An 18,816-nucleotide genomic window follows, 5' to 3' on the forward strand; every position below is an offset into this window, starting at 1 on the left:
GGCTTGTACCCCAAGACCAGAATCAGTGGCCGACCTCACGGGTGGGAGGGGGTGCGGCCCGAAGCGGCCAACCCACCCCCCCGGGGACAGCGGGGTGGGCCACCCCACAGATATACGCGGCCCGCCCCCCCCCCCCCCCCACGCTCCGCCCCGGTCCGGCGGGCGGCTCCGGGGCGGTTCGAGGCCGAGCGGGCAGCAGGTGCCGGTGCGGGCCTGTCGTGTGGGCGGGGGTGGGCGCGGCGGGCCATCCGGGCGAGCACGGAGTGGCGCAGGGGGGTGGGGGACCGCACATTGGTGCGCATGCTGACGAAGCGCCCGATGGTTCGTCCGCTCCAGTGCGCGCGCGGGCGCCACTGCATGTCGCGTTCCCCAGGAGAGGTGTCCGTCCGATGATCCCCGTCCACGACCCGGCCGCGCGCCGCACGCAGGTGGCCACCGGTGCGGCCTGCGCCGCCGCGCTGGTCCTCGCCCTCACCGCGTCGACGGCGTTCGCCGCCCAGGCGCCGCCCTGGAGTCCCGGCGGCCAGGGGTGGGGGCGTCCGGCCGTCCCGACCGGCCCGGCCGGGCCCCGGGCGGGCGGCAGCCAGGCGTACACCCAGCCGGGCCAGTACCTGTTCACCGTCCCGGAGGGGGTGAGCGAGCTGACGGTCTACGCGCTGGGCTCCGGCGGCTTCGGCGGCCCGGGTTCCGGGGGCGGTGGCGGCGGGGGAGGCGGCGGCGGGGGCAGCTATGTCACCGGCCCGGCCGGCGGTGGTGGCGGAGGCGCAGGGGGTGGCGGCAGCGGGGCCGGTGGGGGAGGTGGAGGCGGCGGAGGGGCCTTCGTGGCGTGCAGGGTCCCGGTGCCGGGCCTCGGTACGACCACGCTCGCCGTGCAGGTGGGCAGCGGTGCGCGCGGCGGCAGCGCGGGAGGCGGCGCGGGTGGGGCCGGCGGGGCGGGAGGCCGCGCCGACGACGGGCTGCAGCCCAGCACGCCCGGCCGCGCGGGAAGCGGCGGCTCGACCGGTGGCAGCGGCAGTGGCAGCGCCCCCGGACGGACGGCCGTCACCGGCGGTGACTTCTTCGTCGGCGCCGGCGGCGGTGCTTCCGGGGTGTCGTCCTCGCCCGGGGAAGGCGGCGGCGGAGGCGGGCGGGGCGGGCGCGGGAGCGGAGCCAAGGGCGGCGCCGGGGGCCTGGGCGGCGCCTCGCCGAACGGCGGCGCGGGCGGGGCGGGCGGCGCGGGCGGCCCTGCCGCCACCTGTGACGGCGGGACTACCCTCGCCCGGGGCGCCGGCCTGGCCGGCAGCTCCGGCAGCCCGGGTGAAACCGGGGAGTCGGGTGTCACCGGTGGCCCCGGCGCGCCCGGAAAGGTCGGGTACGGCGGCTACGGAGGGCAGGGGGGCAAGGGCGGTACGGGCGGTACCGGCGGTGCGCCCGGCAAGGCGGTGGTCACCCTGCCCGCCGGGGCCGGCGTCGGCGGAGCCGGCGGGGCGGGCGGCGACGGCGGCATGGGCGGCATGAGCGGTCACGGCGGCGCGCCCTCCCCCAACCCCGCGAGCGAGGCGGGCTTCGCCGGCGAAGCCGGGAACGCCGGCGCAGGCGGCCCCGACGGGGGCCCCGGGTACGTCCTCATCACCTGGTGACCCGCGACGGCCCCCGCGGCCATCGCCCAGCGAGCTGGTAAGAGTGGCAGGCCGGTCAGAGCGGGTTGAGGCGGGCCTTGAGCAGACAGAACTCGTTGCCCTCCGGTTCGGCTGGGACGTGCCGGGAATCCTCGCCGGTCTGGCCGATGCCGGCGAGGAGCCTGAAGGTTCCGCTCCGTCGAATCGGGGGCGCGAGTGATCTCCCTGCACGCGTGCCGTCTGCCGCCCGACCCACGCCGGGCACCGCCCGACATGAGCAAGTACGACGGGCTGCTGAGCCTGGTCACCAGCGGCGAGAGCCGGACCCAGAAAGGGCACGGTGCATGAGCCCGACGATCACTGTCAGCGACCAGGACGACGAGCAGGACTCCGGCAAGGTCCCCGGCTGCAGGGTGCCGCTGCCTGGGACTCGGAGGACATGCTGATCGACGAGGCATGCCGAGAGCTTCGTCTTCCGGCGTTCCGCGTGGCCCTTCCTGCCCTAAGCGTGCCGAAGGATTTCCTGTTCGGGTGCGGCCGTTGTGGGTGGGGTGTTGCTGTTGGTGCGCCAGGGCCCGTGGCGGGGGCGATGTGGCGGGCCGGCCGCAGCGCGGTCTGCCCGCGGGCCCGGTTTCGTGCGAACACGCGCAAGCCGTCGCCGGTCACCTCACCGTGTCCGGTGCGCAGACGGAGCCGCTCGCTGCTCTCCCCGGCGGAGGGGAACCGCGTCGAAGGGCTCGACACCCCCTCCCCACCCGCCGCCGGTGCGGCGGCGGGTGGGGAGGGGGTGTCGGTCATCCGTGGCCGCCATCCGGAGAACCTGTCGGGGCCGGGCGCGGCGCCGGGTGCCGGCCGGTGTCGGTGCCTGTGCCGCGGGGCCGCCAGCCGGGCGGTTGCGCGTCGTCCAGCGGGCGGCTGGGCAGTTCGCGGCGGAGCACGGGGGCGATGTCGCTGAAGAACAGTTCCAGTGTGGCGAGGTAGTCCGCGCGGTCCAGGACCTCGCCGTCCGTGTGCAGGTGGAGCAGCTCGTGGCCGAAGTGCGCGTGCTGGCCCAGGACCTTCTCGATGATCTGCTGAGGGCTGCCGACCAGTACCGGGCCGTGTTCGATCCAGTCCTCGACGGTGTCGAAGCGGATCGAGGCGCCGTCGAAGGCCCGGTTGACCTTCAGCCGGGCCTCGAAGACCGGGCGGTAGCGCGCCACCGCCTCCTGCGAGGTGCGGGCGCCGAAGTAGCCGGCGGTGCCCGCGCCGACCAGGGCGCGGGCCGGGTCGTGTCCGTACGCCGCCCAGCGTTCGCGGTAGTGGCGCACGATCGCGGCGTACGGGCCGATGGCGCCGGCGCCGTTGGGGGTGAACAGCGGGTCGCCGTGGCGGGCGGCGAAGTCGGCGGAGTCCGGGTTGCTCCCGGCGCCGTGCCAGATCCGGATCTCGGGCCGCAGGGGCCGCGGCAGTGGTTCGGCGTCCTCCAGCGAGCGGCCGAGCCGGCCCTGCCAGGTCACCCGTTCCTCCCGCCACAGCCGGCGGAACAGCAGGTAGTTCTCCTGGAGCAGCTCCCACTGGTTGTCCCGGGTGACGCCGAACAGGCGGGCGGAGCGCGGGTAGGCGCCCTTGGCGACGATCAGGTCCAGCCGGCCCCGGGCGAGGTGGTCCAGGGTGGCGTAGTCCTCGTAGGCGCGCAGCGGGTCGAGCATGCCGAGGGTGGTGACGGCGGTGAACAGCCGTATCCGCGAGGTGACGGCGGCGATGTGGGCGAGCAGGACGGGCGGGGAGCTGGAGACGGCGGGGCGGTCGTGCCGCTCGCCGATGCCGTAGGCGTCGAAGCCCAGCTCCTCGGCGAAGACGGCGTAGTCGACGAGTTCGCGCAGCTGGTCGTGGTCGGGCTTGGACTGGTCGGGCAGGTGGGGAAGGAGCAGGAAGCGCATGGCGGTCCCCCGGTACGCATCGAGTTGATGTGTCAACCCCAGCATGGGCGTGCCGGGTTGACACGTCAACCGGCTTCGGCGGGTTTCAGCGGTCGGGCCGGTCTTCCTTCAGCCGTTCGGTCAGGGCGGCGGAGATGTCGACGAGCGCGCGTCTTTGATCCTGTGTCAGCGGATCGGTGAGCCAGCGGCGGATGTGCGCCGCGCGCCGGGGCAGCGCGGCGGCGACGGCGGCCCGGCCCTCCTGTGTGAGGGCCACCACGGCGCCGCGCCCGGTGTCCGGGCAGGGCTCGCGGGTGACCAGGCCGCGCCCGGCCATCCGGGTCAGGTGGTGGTGCAGCCGGCTCTTCTCGAACTGGGTGACGCCGCTCAGCCGGTAGGGCCGAAGCTTCCCGCCGGGGGCGGCCGCCAGGGCCTGGAGGATGGCGAGGTCCGGCTCGGAGAGGCCGGTCTCCTGCTGCAACTGCTGGGCGAGGCGGCGCCAGAACAGCACCTGGGTCTCGAAGAAGCCGCTCCAGACCTCGTCCTCGTCCTCGTCCAGCCACCCCGCCTGGTCGGCCCGCCCCGCCTGCTCCGCCCGCTCAGCCATAGGGCCGATGCTATCGATCGCACGGCGAAGCCCGCGGGCGGTCGGCCCCGTACCGCCGGGCGGTCGCCCGCCACCGCTTTCCGATCCGGCGCGGCCGCCGCTACATTGCCGCCCGCCTGGCCGCCCGCCTGCGTCCCGGGCCCCGGTGGTGGACTGGACGACGGCCTCGAGCGGTACGCCCGCCGCCGCGTCCGGAGCGCGATCACCTCCTCCCACCGGACGGCCTCACCATCGCCCGTCCGGGTGCCTGGGTGGGCCGCCGCGCCTGCCTCGGGGCGGTCCTGACGAAAGGCCGCCTCGATGATCGCCCCGGCTTGCCCAGCCCGGCGCCCACGAGGGACATCAGGCCGACTGCGGCAGGCCGGAGAGCAGGGGACAGGGGCGCGGGCGGCGACGGAGCGGGCGGCCCGGTATGCGGGCGCCTGCTCCCGGTCGCGCCGCGGGGCGCCTAGCCCTGAGCTTGGTCCGGGCCGTGCGGGTTGGTGGTCCTGGTCGCGCCTGCCTCCGGGTCTTCTTGCCCTTCCTCGAAGAGCTGCTCATGTCCGGCTCGACCCCAGGTGACATATTGAAACCACATAAGTGACACGAGAGCGGCGACGCCTACCAGCCCGCCCGTGACGAACCCGGCGACCGCCGAGTGACCGGCGATGACAGTGCCGAGCAGCCCTGCCGCGGAACCGGTCAGGACCGCGGTGACCACGCCGATCATTCCGGCGACCGTCCGGAAGACCTGGGTGTATCCGCCGTGCAGGCCGTGCATGGCCAGCCGCCGCGAGGGCCGGACGCTGGCCAGGTAATGGGTCAACTCGGGCGCGTGGTCGAAGTAGTAGGCACGGAGCCGCGCGATCCGTTGCGCGTACTGAAGATCCTCGATCCCGGATTGGAGAGCCCGGTCGAAGGTGACGAAGCCGACAAAGGCCAGCGTCGAGAGCAGGATCAGGCCGAAGGCGAAGAACGCGGTGCTGATCTCGGTCGCTGTGACGACCAGACCGAGGGCGACCAGTCCAGCCGACACCGCACCGATGAAGATCGACGCCCGGCCGGTTGATTCAGCGATCGCCGCGGCCCGTGCTCCCTGGAGGGTGAAATGCTCGGTGGTCACGAACGTGACGGAGGCCGACCGCGGATCCGTGTCGCGTGCCTCCGCTCCCGCGTCCTGGTCGTTGCCCGTCGTCCCACCAGCTTCCGTATGAGGGTCAGGATGCGACTGTACGAGAGGAGCAGCCGCAGGGCCGATGCAGACACTCCGTACTCGGCCCGTTCTGCCGGACGACGAGGCCGGGCACGTCTCCCACCGCACGGGTGCTGCGCCTGTCGCTCCGGGGCGGTCTTCTCCGTCTCAGTTGCCGAGCCCGCGGACGTACGTGATGTCGCGCTCACGTGATCTTTGACCTGTGCGGCGGTGTCGAGGGCTGCCGGGCTGTGGTTTCTTCTTCGCCGGCGGCTTCGCGGTGTCGGTATTTCGGGCTGTGCGGACGTCGTGGCGAGGGGCCGGGTGGGAGTCCGTACGGCCGGGGTGGTCGTCCTGGGCCGGGTCGGGCGGGTTTCGGCGCGCCCGCGCTCTCGCGGAAGGGGTGGGCGTCCGGCTCCCCTGTCCGGCCCTGTCCGCAGGACGGGGGTGACCGTCCCGGACACAGTCCTGACCTGGGCTTCTCGCCCGGACGTGTCCGAGTTGCGTCCGGGCTCTTGCTGCGACCGGCACCCACTTGAAGTCTTGGAGGGCCCCACCCAAACCCGGGGTGGCCAAGTGAAGGAAGCGAAGGTTCTGCATGGTGAACAGGTTCATCAAGGCTCTCGGTGCGACTGTCCTCGTGACGGTGGCCGTCATCGCCTCGCCGGGAGTGGCCAACGCGAGCGCGGGCGGCAGCACCTCGACCGCCCTCGGAACGCTCAGCCAGTACACCGTCGGCGACAGCTACCACGTCGGCCGGGTCGAGGCGGGCGTGGCGAGCGGCTACCGGTGCGACATCGGTTTCATGGTCACGGGGACGCTCAAGAACGGTCAGGGCTACAGCTCCGCGAAGTGGGCCTCGTGCAGCTCCAACCCCTCGTATACCTTCACGATCAACCAGGAGTTCAAGGCGGATACGCGTCTGTGCGTCAGCGTCCGGACGAGGGCCGGTAGCTGGCTTCCCGACAAGGCCTGTATTTGGATCGAGGCCTGACCGCCTTCCACCGCGGGGGCAACGGCGAAGGCCTGCATCCCGGTAGTGGGTGCGGGCCTTCCCGGCTTCCCAGGGCCCTCGGCTCCGGCGTCGGTCTTGCGCCCCGTAAGACCGACGCCGCCGGCGGGGCCGGACAGCCGTCCGGTTCTGTGGGGTTGGTCAGACTTCGTTGGGACGGGACACGGGGGCGGCGGCTTCGATGGCGGCGAGGAGCCGGGCGTGGACGGCCACGGCCGCCTCCTGCGTCGCGGGGTCGGGGTCCTTGAGCTGGGGTGCGACGAGTTCGGCGGCCGCGGCGAGGACCGGCACCGGGACGGTGGCTTCGCGCAGGTGGAGGAGCTGGGAGGCGGCGCGTTCGCCGGGGGTGGCCTGGGCGCGGGCGTCGGGGATCAGGGCGCTGATGCCGCGGGGCAAGGGGGACTGGGTGCTGGTCACCCACCTCATTCTTCCGTGCCCCGGACGGCCGGACGGCCGGACGATCGCCTCGGCCGTCGTCACGTTCCTCGCCTGGCAGGGGCCGGATGGCGGCGGGCGATGGCTTCCGACAGTGCCGGGCGGGCCTGGTGCCGGCGGATGTGCTTGGTGCGGCCGGCGTCGGCGGCTCGCTCGGGCGGCGGCCGGTCCTGTGCGACCGCGGTGAGCGTGCGGCTCGGCTCGCCGATCGCGTCCTGCCAGGCGGTGGGCTGGCGGCGGAGCTCGCCTGCGGGGCGGTCGACGGCTGCCGCCGGATCGGTGCCGAACGGCGAGGGCTTCGGAGGCGGCTTCGCTGAGGACGTCTTCGTCCAGGCCGGCGAAGGCGTTCCGCCGCCTCTCGGCCGCCGGCTCGAACTGCTCCAGAACGCGGCGCAGCCGCCGCTGCGCCTGGCCCTCGCCGTTCGGGGCCGGTGGGCCGGTGGGCCGGTGGGGTGGTGGGGTGGTGGGGGATGGGGGCTGGTCCGCGGGGGCCGTTGCCGTCCGCCGGCCGTCGGACGCTGTTCGTCGTGTCCGGGTTGCGGGTGGGTGGTTGGGGTGGTGAGTGGCGGTCAGGGTGATGGGGTGAAGGTGCGGCGGTACCTCGACGGGCTGGTCCGGGTCATCGCGGTGAAGTGGACGCGCATCGACTCCGCGGAGCCGAAGCCGCATCGGTGGGCGATGTCGTCGATGCCGAGGGGGGTGGTTTCGAGGAGTTCGCGGGCGCGGGCGACGCGTTGGACGGCTACCCAGTTCATGACGCTTGTTCCGGTGGCGGTCCGGAATTTGCGGCGCAGGGTCCTTGTGCTCATGTGGCTGTGCCGGCTGATCGACTCCAGGGTGAGCGGCTCGTCGAGGTGTCCCAGGATCCATGTGATCACGTTGGTGATCTCCGAGTCGCCGGCGGGTGGGAGGTGTTCGATGAACTGGGCCTGTCCTCCTTCGCGGTGCGGGGGGCTGACGAGGAAACGGGCCATGGTGTTCGCGGCGGCCTGGCCGTGGTCGAGTCGTAGGAGGTGCAGGCACAGGTCGGTTCCGGCGAGGATGCCGGCGGAGGTGAAGACGCCGGTGTCCTCGACGTAGAGTTCCGCCTCGCGGACCTTGACCGAGGGGTGGCGCTCCCGCAGCAGCCTGGCCCAGTGCCAGTGAGTGGTGGCGTTGCGGCCGTCGAGGATGCCGGCGGCGGCCAGGGCGAACGCGCCGTTGCAGATGGACACCATCCGGCTTCCGCGGCGGTAGGCGTCGGCCAGCCGTTCGACCAGTTCGGGGTGCGGGGGCTCTGTGGGGTCCTCGACTCCGGCGACGATCACGGTGTGCGCGGTGTCCAGCCGGTCGAGGGGTTCGACGTCACGGGGTACCAGTGCGTTCTGCGCGGGAAGCGGGCTCACCAGACTCAGTTCGTAGGGGACGCCGCCGGGCCAGGAGGCGGTCACGTAGTGCGGCCAGTGGCCGAACACCTGCTGGGGGACGGCTATGTCCAGGGGGGCGTAGCCCTGCTGGACCACGATCGCGATCTTGGCCGGATCCTTGGTATTCCTGTCCATTTGGCCATCGTACTAGGGGTCCCGGTCTTCCTAGGCTGGTCGCATCGGGCCGTTGGCCGGTTGTTAGAGGAGAGGCGCAACATGTATGTCGTGATTGAGACTTGGACCCCGAGGCCGGCGTTCCACGCCGCGGACGAGCAGACGCGCAACGATCTGCTCGCCGGGGCTCAGGAAGCCATGAGGCAGCTCGCGGAGATCGGCGTGGTGACCCTCGGCTGGGGTCGGGTGGAGCCGGCGGCAAACTCCACGTCCCACGAGTGGTTCGCCGTCTGGCAGGCCCCGTCGAAGGAACTGGCCGACAAGCTCCTCGAAGGTGTCGAGGACTCCGGCTGGTACACCTACTTTGAGCAGTCCAACGCCGTCGGCGAGCTGCGGCCCGCCGAGGCGGCCATCGCCGAGCACCTGGCTCTGGGGGCTGACGCCAGGTGAGCATTCTCGAGAACCTGCCGGAGGAGATCGGAGGGTGGCCGCGTACGGCGGCCACGGAGGCGGCCGTCGCCTTCACCGCCGAGCACTCTCCGCGATGGCTGCTCAACCACTGCGTCCGCAGCTACTTCTACGCGCGGAGCATCGGTACCGCCAGGGGCCTGGCGGCCGGGGCGGACTACGACGACGAGGCGCTCTTCCTCGCCACGGTGCTGCACGACATCGGTCTGACCGATGAGGGACAGGGTCCGAACCGGTTCGAGGTGGACGGTGCGTTCCGGGCGGCCCGCTTCGCCCGCGAGCACGGCCTGTCCGATGCCGCCGCCGACCAGGTCTGGGACGCGGTGGCGCTGCACACCTCGCCGGGGATCGCGTCTCACAAGCATCCGGTCGGCGCTCTGGCGCACTTCGGAATCAGCGCCGATGTGTTCGCCTTCGGCGTCGAGGAGGTGGACCGGGCGGTCCTGGCCGCGGCGCACGAGGCGTTTCCGTATCTGGACCTGCGGAACAGCATCAACGCGCAGGTCGCCCGTCAGATCGACGAGCAGCCGTCGAAGTGGGCTCCGCTGTCGTTCGTCGACATCGTGTACCGCAGGCACCGGCCGGACAACCCGTTCCCCGGCCTCGATGAGCTCGTGGCCGCCCCGGTGCTTCCGTCCTGACGACACGTTGGAGCGGCCGCGGCGGATGCCGCCGCGGCCGCTCCAAGGCGGGGAACCGGCGAGGAAGGCGCGGACCCGGGCACCGTCGTGCGCCCGGGTCCGCGCCTGTTTCCGGATGCGGCCGCGCCCCCGGCGTCCGAGCGCTGCCATCACGGCCCCGGGGAGTACCGGTGCGCCTTGCGGCTGCAGGCGATGGTGCCGGTGCCGGTGCGGCCGGATTCGGCGAGGCGGCGTACCTCGGCAGCGGCCGGGTTCGCGGCGTCCGGCCGCCGGCGGGCGTCAACGCCGGATGCCTCCTCGGCCCGTGAGCGGTCGGTCGAGCGGGCGGTTGTCAGGGCTGGCGCTGTTGCGGGGTCAGCGGAGCGTGTCCGTCAGCCACCGGAGCGGGCTGCGGGGGTTCAGGCCGAGCAGAGTTTGGGCGGATTGGTCGGGGGTGATGGCGTTGTCGGGGAGGGTGGTCAGGAAGTCGTACAGCCCCGCCACGCCGGCGGCCGCGTCGGTGCCGAGCAGGGGGGTGAGGAGGTCGCCGAAGGCGGCGGGGGTGAGCGCCTCGTAGGTGACGGGGTGTCCCAGGTGGGCGGTGAACGCCTCGGCGAGCTCGGGGCCGGTGGCTGCGGGGTGCAGGCCGATCTCGACCAGGCCGGTGATGTCCGGGCGGTGGAGGAGGGCGGCCGCGGCGTCGGCGACGTCGAGGTGCGAGACCCAGGACACCGGGTGGCGGGCGGGCAACGGGTAGCGCAGCACGCCCTGTTCGCGGGCGCCGTTGACGACGGGGGGCAGGAGGAGGTTCTCCAGGAAGAGGCGCGGTGCGATCACCGCGTGGGACAGGCCGCTGTCCTTGAGCCCGTCGATGACGGTGGTGACGGCCGGGTCGGCGTGTTCCACGGGCGTGCCGCCGCTGGTGGAGAACACCACGCGGTCCGGGCGGGCGGTGTTCAGGGCGGTGACGATGTTGCGGGCGTGGCGCAGCCGGTCCTGTGGTGCGCCGAGGGGGAGGTGGGCGAAGACGCCGCGCGCGCCGCGGTAGGCGTCGGCGAGCGCGTCGGCGAAGTCGAGGTCGACGGCCCGTACCCGGGTGCCGGCGACGGCGGCGCCCGGGTTGCGGGTGAGGGCGGTGACGGGGGCGCCGGAGGCGGCGAGGGTGGCGGCGACGGGGGCGCCTTGGGCGCCGGTGGCGCCGTGGATCACGTAGCTCATGAACCCATTAGTGCATACGGTGCACCGGTTACTTCAACTGCACTATTGGGCTACGGTGTCGATGTGACCGCGACCTCTCTTCCCGAATGCGGCGTCGCCCGGTTCCTCGTCCTGCTCGAGGGGCCCTGGGCCACGCTCATCGTGCGCGAGCTGCTGCACGGCCCGCACCGCTTCACCGAGCTGCGTGCGGCGCTGCCGCGGATCAGCCCGCACACGCTCACCAGCCGGCTGCGGCAGTTCGAGGCGTACGGTCTCGTCACCCGGACCGCCTATCCCGAGATCCCTCCGCGCGTGGAGTACCGCCTTACGCCGTTGGGCGAGGGCTTGGGGCCGGTGCTTGAGGCCATGGCCGCGTGGGCTGCGTCGATTCCCGACCCCGCTTCTCCCGCTGAGGGCCGGGACGCGTCCCTCCCTCGCTAGCGCCGCATCAGGCAACGTTCGCCCTGCTGTGACATGACGCGTCGCCCGAGTGTGACTCGGGCGACGCGTCACCTGCCAGCACGTTCGGGTGGCAGAACGAGTACGGGGCCGTGAGATCGATGACGACGAGGGCAGACGGCTGCTGCGGATCATCCGCAGAGGCACCGGGTCAGTGGTGACCTGGCGGCGCGCACAGACGGTGCTGCTGTCCGCCCAGGCCATGTCCGTGGCGATGATCGCGGAGGTGACGTTCACCAGCGCGGACCGGGTCCGGGACGTGATCCACAACTTCAACGCCGACGGCTTCGACTCCCTCTACCCGAAGTACAAGGGCGGGCGGCCAAGAACGGCCGGCCGGGCGACCGGTTGGGGGGTGGGTTCCCGGGCCGGTCGGCCGACCGGCCCGGGAGGGGTCAGCTGTCGTCGCCCCGTTCGGTCTTGGCGGAGAACCGCAGGCGGGTGGCGGCCGCGGCGCCGAGGGCGAGCAGGACGACGGAGATCCACAGGCCGGCCAGGTGGTTGCCAGTGCTCTCCTCGGCCCAGCCCATGACGTAGGGGCCGACGAAGCCGCCGGTGATGCCGACCGTGTTGAGCAGTGCCAGGCCGCCGGCGAGTGTCTTGCCCTCCAGGCGGGTGCCGGGGAAGTTGAACAGGAGCGGCTGGACGACGAAGAACGCCAGGCCGGTGAAGCAGAAGCCGAGCAGTGCGATCACGGGGCCGGCGACGGAGGCGACGACGAGTCCGGTGAACATCATCAGCAGGCCGGTCACCACGAAGTTGCGGGAGCGTCGGGGGGTGGTGGCGCGTGGTGGCACCAGGACGGCGCCGAATGCGGCCATCACCCAGGGCAGGCTGGTCAGCAGCCCGATGGTGAACGGGGACAGGTGCCCCCAGCCGCCGATGATGCCGGGCAGGAAGTAGACGACGGAGTAGAGCGCGACCTGGTGTGTCCAGTTGGCGAAGATCGCGATGAGCATCTGCTTGTCGCGCAGCACCGTCAGCAGGGAACCGGAGCTGGTCCCGGCGGCCTTGGCGCCTTCCGCCTGCTCGCGGGCCGCCGCCTCGCTGACCAGCGCCGCCTCCTTGGCGCTCAGCCACGGGGCCGTGGCCGGGCCGTCCGGGAGGTACCGGAAGACGACGAAGGCCAGCAGGACGCAGGGGAGGCCCTCGATGACGAACATCCACTGCCAGCCGTGCCAGCCGCCGATCCCGTCCATCTCCAGGAGCAGACCGCCCAGCGGGTTGCCGAGCACGCTGGCGATCGAGGCCCCGAGCAGCAGCAGGCCGATGGCCCGGCCCCGGGTCTCGGAGCGGAACCAGTACGTGAAGTAGAGGAGGATTCCCGGCAGCAGGCCCGCCTCGGCGGCGCCGAGCAGCAGCCGCAGCGCGTAGAAGGACTTCTCACCCTGGACGAACGCCATGCAGGCCGAGATGACGCCCCAGGTGAGCATGATCCGGGTGATCCACCAGCGGGCGCCCACCCGGTGCATGATCAGGTTGCTGGGTATCTCGGACGCCGCGTAGGTGAGGAAGAACAGCCCGGCTCCGAGCCCGTAGGCGGCGGCGGATATGCCGAGGTCGGCCTCCAGCCGTTCCTTGGCCAGGCCGATGTTGGTCCGGTCGAGGAACGACATGATGTAGGCCGCCAGCAGCAGCGGCATCAGCCGGCGGAGGTTGCGTCTGTCCAACTCGCCGAGGGTGTCACGGGGCGTGGGGGCGGAGGGCATCGGTGTCCTTAGGGGAGGGTTCAGGCGGTCTGCGGTCTGCGGTCCGCGGGACCGTGGCCGGGGGCCGGGGGCCGGGCGGTGCGGCGGGTGGGGGAGTGGTGCGTGCGGCACCGCCCGGCGGGGAGGGGGCGGGCTCAGACCACGATCCGCATCGGGTCGGCGAGCGCGGCGGTGAAGGCGGCGAGCCAGCGGGCGGCGACGGCGCCGTCCACCGGCCGGTGGTCCACGGAGAGGACCACGGTCATCGCCTTGGCCGCGGCGAGCGCGCCGTCGCGCACCACGGCCTCGTCCCGGACCGCGCCGACGGCCAGGATGGCGGCCTGCGGCGGGTTGATGATGGCGGCGAACTCCTCGACCCCGTACATCCCGAGGTTCGAGATCGTCAGGGAGCCGCCTTCCAGGTCGGCCTGGCGCAGGGTGCCGGAGCGTGCCTGCTGCGCGCGGTCCCGGGTCGCGGTGGCGACCGCCGACAGCGACATGCGTTCGACGCCCCGCAGGACCGGCGTCAGCAGTCCCCGGTCGGCGGCGACGGCGATCGAGATGTCCGCGCTCTCGTAGCGGCGCACGGCGTCCGCGTGCCAGGTGGCGTTCATCTCGGGGACGGCCGTGTGCGCGAGCGCGGCGGCCTTGACCAGGATGTCGTTGAGGGAGACCTTGACCGGGCTCACCGCGTTGATCCGCTGCCGGAAGGCGAGCAGTTCGTCCACCTCGCAGGTTGCGCGGAGGTAGAAGTGCGGGGTGTGCTGCTTGCTCTCGGTCAGCCGGGCGGCGATGGCCCGCCGCATCCGGGTGTGCGGGATGTCCTGGTAGCCGGCCCCCGCCGGGGCCTGCACCGGTGCGGATGCGGGAGCCTGCACCGGTGCGGCGGGCGCGGACCGGTCTGCCGGCTCCCGGGGCGGGGCGGCCGGCTCCGGCCGGTGCGGCCGGGCGGCGACGGCGGCCTCGACGTCCCGGCGCACGATCCGGCCCCCCGGGCCGGTGCCGGTCAGCTCGGCCAGTTCCAGTCCGGCCTCGCGGGCCAGCCGGCGGGCGAGCGGACTGCTGAACAGCCGCGCGCCGGTGGCGGGTCCGGCCTCTGCCGCCGGGAGCACCGGGAGCACCGGGGTCGCCGGGGCCGCGGGGGGCTGCGGTACGGCGTGCGGGGCGGGGGCGTCCGGGACGGTCCGGCGTTCGGGGCGGACGGCGTCCGCCCCGGTGGCGGGGGCCACGCCCAGTTCGGCGAGCAGCGCGTCGAGGTCCCCGACGGGCTCGTCCGGCGCGCCGAGGACCGCGACGGGGGTGCCCACCTCGATCTCGGCGCCGGGCTCGTACAGCATCTTGAGCAGGACGCCGGCGCGCTCGGCGGGGACGTCGACCTCGGCCTTGTCGGTCTCGACGGAGATCAGCGCGTCGTCCGCCGCGAAGGCGGCGCCCTCCGCCACCTGCCAGGCGGACAGCACCGCCGCCGTGTCGTCGGCGGCCACCGCCGGCATGCGGAACAGTTCAGCCATGGGGAACCCTCCTGGGTCACGTGGGTCGGGGTCAGTTCTCGGTGACCCGGCGGAGCGCGGCGAGGGCCTCCGGGGTCCGCGCGATGGCCGCGCGCTCCAGCACCTTGCTGATGCTGGGCGAGGACTCCCCGGCGGTGAGGCGCTGGACCGGCTGGTCGAGCCAGTCGAAGTAGCGGCGCTGGATCTCGTCGGCCAGCCAGCCGCCGTAGGACGTGCCGACGGGGCCCTGTTCGGCGATGAGCACGTTGTTGGTCTTGCGGATGCTCGCGCCGAGGGTGTCCCAGTCCAGGCTGGCCCGGTCCAGCCAGCGCAGGTCGATGACCTCGGCGTCGAGCCCGAGCTGTTCGACGGCCTCCAGGACGTGGCCGGTCATCGCGAGGTACGAGACGACGGTGAGGGCCGAGCCGGTGCGGCGCACCGCGGCCTTCCCCACCGGCAGGCAGTAGTCGAGGTCGTCCACCGGGCCGGTGCCGGTGGAGTTGTACAGGTCCACGTGCTCCAGCACCACCACCGGGTCCTTGCAGGCCAGGGCGGCGTTCATCAGGCCGACGTAGTCGAAGGGGGTGGAGGGGGCGACGATCCGCCAGCCGGGCGCCGTGGCGAAGACGCCGGCCGGGTCCATGGAGTGCTGGGAGCCGTAGCCGGTGCCCATGGCGACCTTGCTGCGCAGTACGAGCGGCACGTCGCCGTCGCCGCCGAACATGTGCCGCGCCTTGCCGATCTGGTTGAAGATCTGGTCGGCGGCGACCCACATGAAGTCCGCGTACATGAACTCGACCACCGGGGTGTAGCGGCCGTCCAGCGCGATGCCGCAGCCGAGTCCGGCGAAGGCGTTCTCGCTGATGGGCGTGCCCAGGCAGCGGTCGGGGAAGGCCTCGGCGAGGCCCTTGGTGGCGCCGTTGGTGCCGCCCTTGAGGCGGTGGACGTCCTCGCCCATGACGACGATCGAGTCGTCCTGGGACATCCGGCGGCGCATCACCTCGGAGACGACGTCGATGAACCTGCGTTCGGCGGTGGCGCCGGTGAAGGTGTCCAGGTCGGCCTGGCGCACGCCGTCGAACTCCGAGAGGTCGCCGCGCACGCCCACGTCGCGGAAGGACGGGTCGGGCCACTCGGCGGGTTTGATCCGGCGCTTTCCGGGCTTGCCGTCCGGGTCGGGTTCCAGCAGTTCGTCGCCGATGCCGGCCAGCAGTTCCCTGGCCCGCGCCGTGGACTCCTCGACGGCCGCGGCATCCAGGATGGCGCGCTCGGTGAGCTGCTCGGCGAGGAGGGCCAGCGGGTCGCGGGCCCGCCACTGCTTCTCCTCGTCCTTGGTGCGGTAGCCGAACGCGCTGCCGGGGAACGGGCCGTTCTGGTGGTAGTAGCGGTAGACGTCGGCCTCCACGATGGTGGGGCCGTTGCCGGCGCGCATGTGGGCGACGGCCTCGCTCATGGCGAGGTGGGTGGCCAGGGGGTCCATGCCGTCCACCTGCCAGGCCGGGATGTTGAAGCCCAGGCCGCGCGCGGAGAGCCGGGGCTCGGCGGTGACCTCGTCCACGTGGGTGGAGACGGCGTACCGGTTGTTCTCGATGAAGAAGCAGAGCGGCAGCTTCCAGGCGGCGGCGAGGTTCATCGTCTCCAGGACGGAGCCGATGTTCACCGCGCCGTCGCCGAAGTAGGCGACCGACACCGCGTCGGTGCCGGCCTGCCGGGCCGACCAGGCGAACCCGGCGGACTGCGGGACGCCGCCGCCGACGATGGCGTTGGTGCCGATCGCCCCGGCCTCGCGCCACTGCAGGTGCATGGATCCGCCCCGGCCCCGGCAGAAGCCGCGGGCCAGCCCGCAGATCTCGGCGAGGCTGCGGGTCAGGACGGTGCGGACGTCCTCGCTCACCGGTACGCGCGGGTCGATGCCGTGCGGGGCGGCGTGGCCCAGGGCCTTGGCCAGGAACTGGTGGTGCCCCCGGTGTGAGCCGCCGACGAAGTCCGCGCTGGTCAGCGCGTGCACGGAGCCGACCGCGCCGCCCTCCTGGCCGATGCTGGAGTGCGCCGGGCCGTGGACCAGTCCCTGGGACGCGAGGTCGAGGACGTACTCCTCGAAGGTCCTGATCAGCAGGGTCTGGGCGAACATCGAGGTCAGCAGCGCGGGGTCGGCGTTCTGCCAGTCCTTGCGGGTCGCCGCCAGCTGTGTCCAGGGCGATGCCGCGGCCAGTTTCCGGTGTGTAGGCATGTGAGCTCCCTCTGTGTTTCGACCAGCACTGTCGCAGCGAATGGATCCATAGCCAACCCCTGTTACCGGAGTGTGATGTTCCGGCAGCGACAGAACCCCTTGACTGGGGCGCCTCATGCGGACCAGGGTGATACCCATGCCGGGACAATGGATCCATTCATCGGGAGGGCGGGGCGAGGAAGCCCCGCAGCAGGGGCAGGGGCTGCCGGGACTGACCGGGGTCGAGCACATCGGCTTCACCGTCCCCGACCTCGACGAGGCGACGCGCTTCTTCGTCGAGGTGATCGGCTGCCGGCACCTCTACTCGCTCGGGCCCTTCCGGTCCGACGGCGCCTGGATGGCCGAGCACCTGAACGTGCACCCGCGTGCCGTCATGCGCGAGCTGCGCTTCTTCCGCTGCGCCGGCGGCCCCGACTTCGAGATCTTCGAGTACGAGGCCCCCGGCCGGCGCACGGACCAGCCCCGCAACAGCGACATCGGCGGCCACCACCTGGCGTTCTACGTCACCGACCTCGACGCCGCCGTCGCCCACCTGCGCCGCCACGGCGTCCGGGTCCTCGGCGAGCCGACCGCGAGCAGCGGCCCCAGCCAGGGCCAGCGCTGGGTCTACTTCCTCACCCCCTGGGGGATGCAGCTGGAACTGGTCTCCTACCCGCACGGCAAGAGGTGCGAGAGGGACGAGGACGGTGCGCCCGCGCCGTTGTGAAAGCCTTCCGACTGAACACCGCCTCCGCACCGGAAAGCGAGCCGTACCCGACGTGCCCCAGAACCCGACCACCGGCCCCAGCGCCTCCGCCGTCGCCAGCCAGCGGGTCGCCGACCACCTGCGCACCGCGATCCTGAACGGCGAACTGCCGCCCGGGGCACGGATCATGCAGGAACAGGTCGCCGAACGGCTCGGCGCCAGCCGCCTGCCGGTCCGCGAGGCCCTGAGGATCCTCGCCGCCGAGGGACTGACCGTCGTCAAGTCCAACAGCGGCGCCTGGGTCTCCAAGATGGACATGCGCGAGTGCGAGGGGGTCTACAAGATCAGGGAACGCCTCGAACCGCTCGCGCTGAGCGAGAGCATCCCGCACCTGACCGCGGCCCAGATCGCCGAACTCGCCGACCTCGCGGGCCAGATCGAGGCCACCACCGACGTGGACCGCTTCCTCGTCCTGGACCGCCGGCTGCACCTGCTCACCTACGCCGGCTGCCCCGCCGGCCAGCTCACCGAGATGGTGGACCGCTTCTGGAACACCACACAGCACTACCGCCGCGCGTTCGCCCGGATCACCGACGCCACCGGCTGGGAGCTGATCCACGCCGAGCACCGCCTGATCGTCGAGGCGATCCGGCGCGGCGACGGCGAGGACGCCGAACGCTTCCTCACCGGACACCTCCGCCGCACGCGGCTCCAACTGGTCCAGCACCCCGAACTCTTCCTTGAGGACGAGCATGACACCGTCGAGTGACCCCACCCCCTTCCACGGCAAGACCCTGCTGCTCTCCGGCGCGGGCGGCGGCATCGCCCGCGAGGTGGCCCGCCAGTTCCACGCGGCCGGCGCCCACCTGGTGCTGGGCGACCTGGACCCCGCGGCCCTGGAGGACTTCGCCGCCTCGCTCGGGACCGGCGGGGGCCGGGTGCTGACCCTGCACCTGGACGCGGCCTCGGCACAGAGCAACACCGCGTTCGTCGACGCCGCCGTCGAGGAGTTCGGCTCGGTCGACTTCCTGGTGCCCGCCGCCGGGATCTACCCCGAGCAGACCGTCGCCGACATGACCGACGAGCAGTGGCGCACCGTCGTGTCCGTCAACCTCGACGGGGTCTTCTTCCTCACCCGCGCCGTCCTGCCGCACCTCAACAAGCACGGCGCCATCGTCAACCTCGCCTCCATGGCCGGCCACCGGGGCAGCATCCGCCACGCCCACTACGCCGCGACCAAGGGCGCCCTGCTCGCCTTCTCCCGCAGCCTCGCCTGGGAACTGGGCGGCCACGCCCGGGTCAACACGGTCTCGCCGGGCATCATCGAGACCCCCATGACCCGCGACTACGTCGCCACCCGGGGCGGGGACGCGCTCTCCAGCACGCCCATGGGCCGGCTGGGCAGGCCCGAGGAAGTCGCCTCCGTCATCACCTTCTTGTGCTCCCCCGCGGCGAGCTTCGTCCACGGCGAGACCATCCAGGTCAACGGCGGCATGCACATGATCTGAGCCCGGCCGCCGGGCTCGCGCCACCGCACGGCCCCGCCGCCACCCCGGCGCGATCGGCGCCGCCCCCGGGCCCGTCAGGCCACGGCCCGACGGGCCCGGCCCTCCACGACCCGCGGCTCGTGCCAGGCCTCGCGCCAGCGGGGTACCGCAGCGGCCTCCAGGGCCTTGACGCAGGCGATGGCCAGGTCGATCGGCGGCAGCCGCACCCGCCCCGGAACGAGCAGTCC

General features: G+C 72.9%; 17 protein-coding genes and 2 pseudogenes. 9 read left to right on the top strand and 10 right to left on the bottom strand.

Annotated elements, in window-relative coordinates:
- The first annotated feature begins 389 nt into the window (after positions 1-389).
- Positions 390-1,619 (top strand): hypothetical protein, encoded by a 1,230-nt coding sequence (locus ACFVFS_RS22215; RefSeq protein WP_380626337.1) that lies wholly within the window; start codon positions 390-392, stop codon positions 1,617-1,619.
- Between the two features lie 55 nt (positions 1,620-1,674).
- On the opposite strand, the pseudogene ACFVFS_RS22220 reads toward ACFVFS_RS22215, so the two are convergent.
- The 4 genes and pseudogenes from ACFVFS_RS22220 to ACFVFS_RS22235 all read right to left on the bottom strand — a co-directional run.
- Positions 1,675-1,773, bottom strand: a pseudogene (locus tag ACFVFS_RS22220) (VOC family protein); the annotation flags it as partial.
- A 619-nt stretch (positions 1,774-2,392) separates the two neighbouring features.
- Entirely contained in the window at positions 2,393-3,520 is a 1,128-nt protein-coding gene (locus tag ACFVFS_RS22225) for an LLM class flavin-dependent oxidoreductase (protein ID WP_380626338.1), read from the bottom strand.
- A gap of 85 nt (positions 3,521-3,605) precedes the next feature.
- Positions 3,606-4,106: a MarR family winged helix-turn-helix transcriptional regulator gene (locus tag ACFVFS_RS22230; RefSeq protein WP_380626339.1), complete on the bottom strand. Its 501-nt coding sequence runs from the start codon at positions 4,104-4,106 to the stop codon at positions 3,606-3,608.
- Between the two features lie 448 nt (positions 4,107-4,554).
- A complete protein-coding gene (locus tag ACFVFS_RS22235; protein WP_380626340.1) occupies positions 4,555-5,208 on the bottom strand; it encodes a hypothetical protein in 654 nt (217 codons plus the stop codon).
- A 667-nt stretch (positions 5,209-5,875) separates the two neighbouring features.
- Here ACFVFS_RS22235 and ACFVFS_RS22240 point away from each other — a divergent pair.
- Positions 5,876-6,271, top strand: coding sequence for a hypothetical protein (locus ACFVFS_RS22240; protein WP_380626341.1), 396 nt, complete (start codon positions 5,876-5,878; stop codon positions 6,269-6,271).
- Positions 6,272-6,430: 159 nt separating this feature from the next.
- Here the strand turns inward: ACFVFS_RS22240 and ACFVFS_RS22245 are convergent, their stop codons facing one another.
- A complete protein-coding gene (locus ACFVFS_RS22245; RefSeq protein WP_380626342.1) occupies positions 6,431-6,706 on the bottom strand; it encodes a hypothetical protein in 276 nt (91 codons plus the stop codon).
- Between the two features lie 587 nt (positions 6,707-7,293).
- Positions 7,294-8,265, bottom strand: coding sequence for a GlxA family transcriptional regulator (locus ACFVFS_RS22250; protein WP_380626343.1), 972 nt, complete (start codon positions 8,263-8,265; stop codon positions 7,294-7,296).
- Positions 8,266-8,355: 90 nt separating this feature from the next.
- Between ACFVFS_RS22250 and ACFVFS_RS22255 the strand changes: the two genes are divergently transcribed.
- Complete coding sequence (locus tag ACFVFS_RS22255) at positions 8,356-8,694, top strand: DUF6616 family protein (RefSeq protein WP_380626344.1); 339 nt, start codon at positions 8,356-8,358, stop codon at positions 8,692-8,694.
- Positions 8,691-9,353 carry an HD domain-containing protein gene (locus ACFVFS_RS22260; protein ID WP_380626345.1) on the top strand — a complete coding sequence of 221 codons (663 nt, stop codon included), beginning with the start codon at positions 8,691-8,693 and terminating at the stop codon, positions 9,351-9,353. Before ACFVFS_RS22255 ends, ACFVFS_RS22260 begins: the two co-directional genes overlap by 4 nt.
- A gap of 354 nt (positions 9,354-9,707) precedes the next feature.
- Here ACFVFS_RS22260 and ACFVFS_RS22265 read toward each other — a convergent pair whose 3' ends face one another.
- Positions 9,708-10,550 (bottom strand): NmrA family NAD(P)-binding protein, encoded by an 843-nt coding sequence (locus tag ACFVFS_RS22265; RefSeq protein ID WP_380626346.1) that lies wholly within the window; start codon positions 10,548-10,550, stop codon positions 9,708-9,710.
- 63 nt (positions 10,551-10,613) lie between these two features.
- On the opposite strand from ACFVFS_RS22265, the gene ACFVFS_RS22270 reads away from it, so the two are divergent.
- Both ACFVFS_RS22270 and ACFVFS_RS22275 read left to right on the top strand, forming a co-directional pair.
- Entirely contained in the window at positions 10,614-10,970 is a 357-nt protein-coding gene (locus tag ACFVFS_RS22270; protein ID WP_380626347.1) for a winged helix-turn-helix transcriptional regulator, read from the top strand.
- Positions 10,971-11,058: 88 nt separating this feature from the next.
- Positions 11,059-11,319, top strand: a pseudogene (locus ACFVFS_RS22275) (helix-turn-helix domain-containing protein); the annotation flags it as partial.
- Positions 11,320-11,383: 64 nt separating this feature from the next.
- Here ACFVFS_RS22275 and ACFVFS_RS22280 read toward each other — a convergent pair.
- The 3 genes from ACFVFS_RS22280 to ACFVFS_RS22290 all read right to left on the bottom strand — a co-directional run bounded on the left by ACFVFS_RS22280 (position 11,384) and on the right by ACFVFS_RS22290 (position 16,396).
- Positions 11,384-12,658, bottom strand: coding sequence for an MFS transporter (locus tag ACFVFS_RS22280; protein WP_380626348.1), 1,275 nt, complete (start codon positions 12,656-12,658; stop codon positions 11,384-11,386).
- A 173-nt stretch (positions 12,659-12,831) separates the two neighbouring features.
- On the bottom strand, positions 12,832-14,187 hold the full coding sequence (locus ACFVFS_RS22285; protein WP_380626349.1) for a dihydrolipoamide acetyltransferase family protein: 1,356 nt from the start codon (positions 14,185-14,187) through the stop codon (positions 12,832-12,834).
- Between the two features lie 31 nt (positions 14,188-14,218).
- A complete protein-coding gene (locus tag ACFVFS_RS22290) occupies positions 14,219-16,396 on the bottom strand; it encodes a thiamine pyrophosphate-dependent enzyme (RefSeq protein ID WP_380626350.1) in 2,178 nt (725 codons plus the stop codon).
- A gap of 136 nt (positions 16,397-16,532) precedes the next feature.
- Here ACFVFS_RS22290 and ACFVFS_RS22295 point away from each other — a divergent pair, with 136 nt between their 5' ends.
- The 3 genes from ACFVFS_RS22295 to ACFVFS_RS22305 are packed head-to-tail and all read left to right on the top strand — an operon-like array spanning position 16,533 to position 18,589.
- Positions 16,533-17,102 carry a VOC family protein gene (locus tag ACFVFS_RS22295; RefSeq protein ID WP_380626351.1) on the top strand — a complete coding sequence of 190 codons (570 nt, stop codon included), beginning with the start codon at positions 16,533-16,535 and terminating at the stop codon, positions 17,100-17,102.
- Between the two features lie 52 nt (positions 17,103-17,154).
- Positions 17,155-17,850, top strand: a complete 696-nt coding sequence (locus tag ACFVFS_RS22300) for a GntR family transcriptional regulator (RefSeq protein WP_380626352.1) — start codon at positions 17,155-17,157, stop codon at positions 17,848-17,850.
- Complete coding sequence (locus ACFVFS_RS22305; RefSeq protein ID WP_380626353.1) at positions 17,834-18,589, top strand: SDR family NAD(P)-dependent oxidoreductase; 756 nt, start codon at positions 17,834-17,836, stop codon at positions 18,587-18,589. Before ACFVFS_RS22300 ends, ACFVFS_RS22305 begins: the two co-directional genes overlap by 17 nt.
- Positions 18,590-18,816: the final 227 nt, after the last annotated feature.

The organism is Kitasatospora sp. NPDC057692 (assembly GCF_042799475.1).
Classification (GTDB): Bacteria; Actinomycetota; Actinomycetes; order Streptomycetales; family Streptomycetaceae; genus Kitasatospora.

Coding starts and splice junctions, on each gene's coding strand:
- ACFVFS_RS22215 (WP_380626337.1), top strand. CDS start 390: ATGATCCCCGTCCACGACCCGGCCGCGCGCCGCACGCAGGTGGCCACC.
- ACFVFS_RS22225 (WP_380626338.1), bottom strand. CDS start 3,520: ATGCGCTTCCTGCTCCTTCCCCACCTGCCCGACCAGTCCAAGCCCGAC.
- ACFVFS_RS22230 (WP_380626339.1), bottom strand. CDS start 4,106: ATGGCTGAGCGGGCGGAGCAGGCGGGGCGGGCCGACCAGGCGGGGTGG.
- ACFVFS_RS22240 (WP_380626341.1), top strand. CDS start 5,876: ATGGTGAACAGGTTCATCAAGGCTCTCGGTGCGACTGTCCTCGTGACG.
- ACFVFS_RS22250 (WP_380626343.1), bottom strand. CDS start 8,265: ATGGACAGGAATACCAAGGATCCGGCCAAGATCGCGATCGTGGTCCAG.
- ACFVFS_RS22265 (WP_380626346.1), bottom strand. CDS start 10,550: ATGAGCTACGTGATCCACGGCGCCACCGGCGCCCAAGGCGCCCCCGTC.
- ACFVFS_RS22285 (WP_380626349.1), bottom strand. CDS start 14,187: ATGGCTGAACTGTTCCGCATGCCGGCGGTGGCCGCCGACGACACGGCG.
- ACFVFS_RS22290 (WP_380626350.1), bottom strand. CDS start 16,396: ATGCCTACACACCGGAAACTGGCCGCGGCATCGCCCTGGACACAGCTG.
- ACFVFS_RS22295 (WP_380626351.1), top strand. CDS start 16,533: ATGCCGGGACAATGGATCCATTCATCGGGAGGGCGGGGCGAGGAAGCC.
- ACFVFS_RS22305 (WP_380626353.1), top strand. CDS start 17,834: ATGACACCGTCGAGTGACCCCACCCCCTTCCACGGCAAGACCCTGCTG.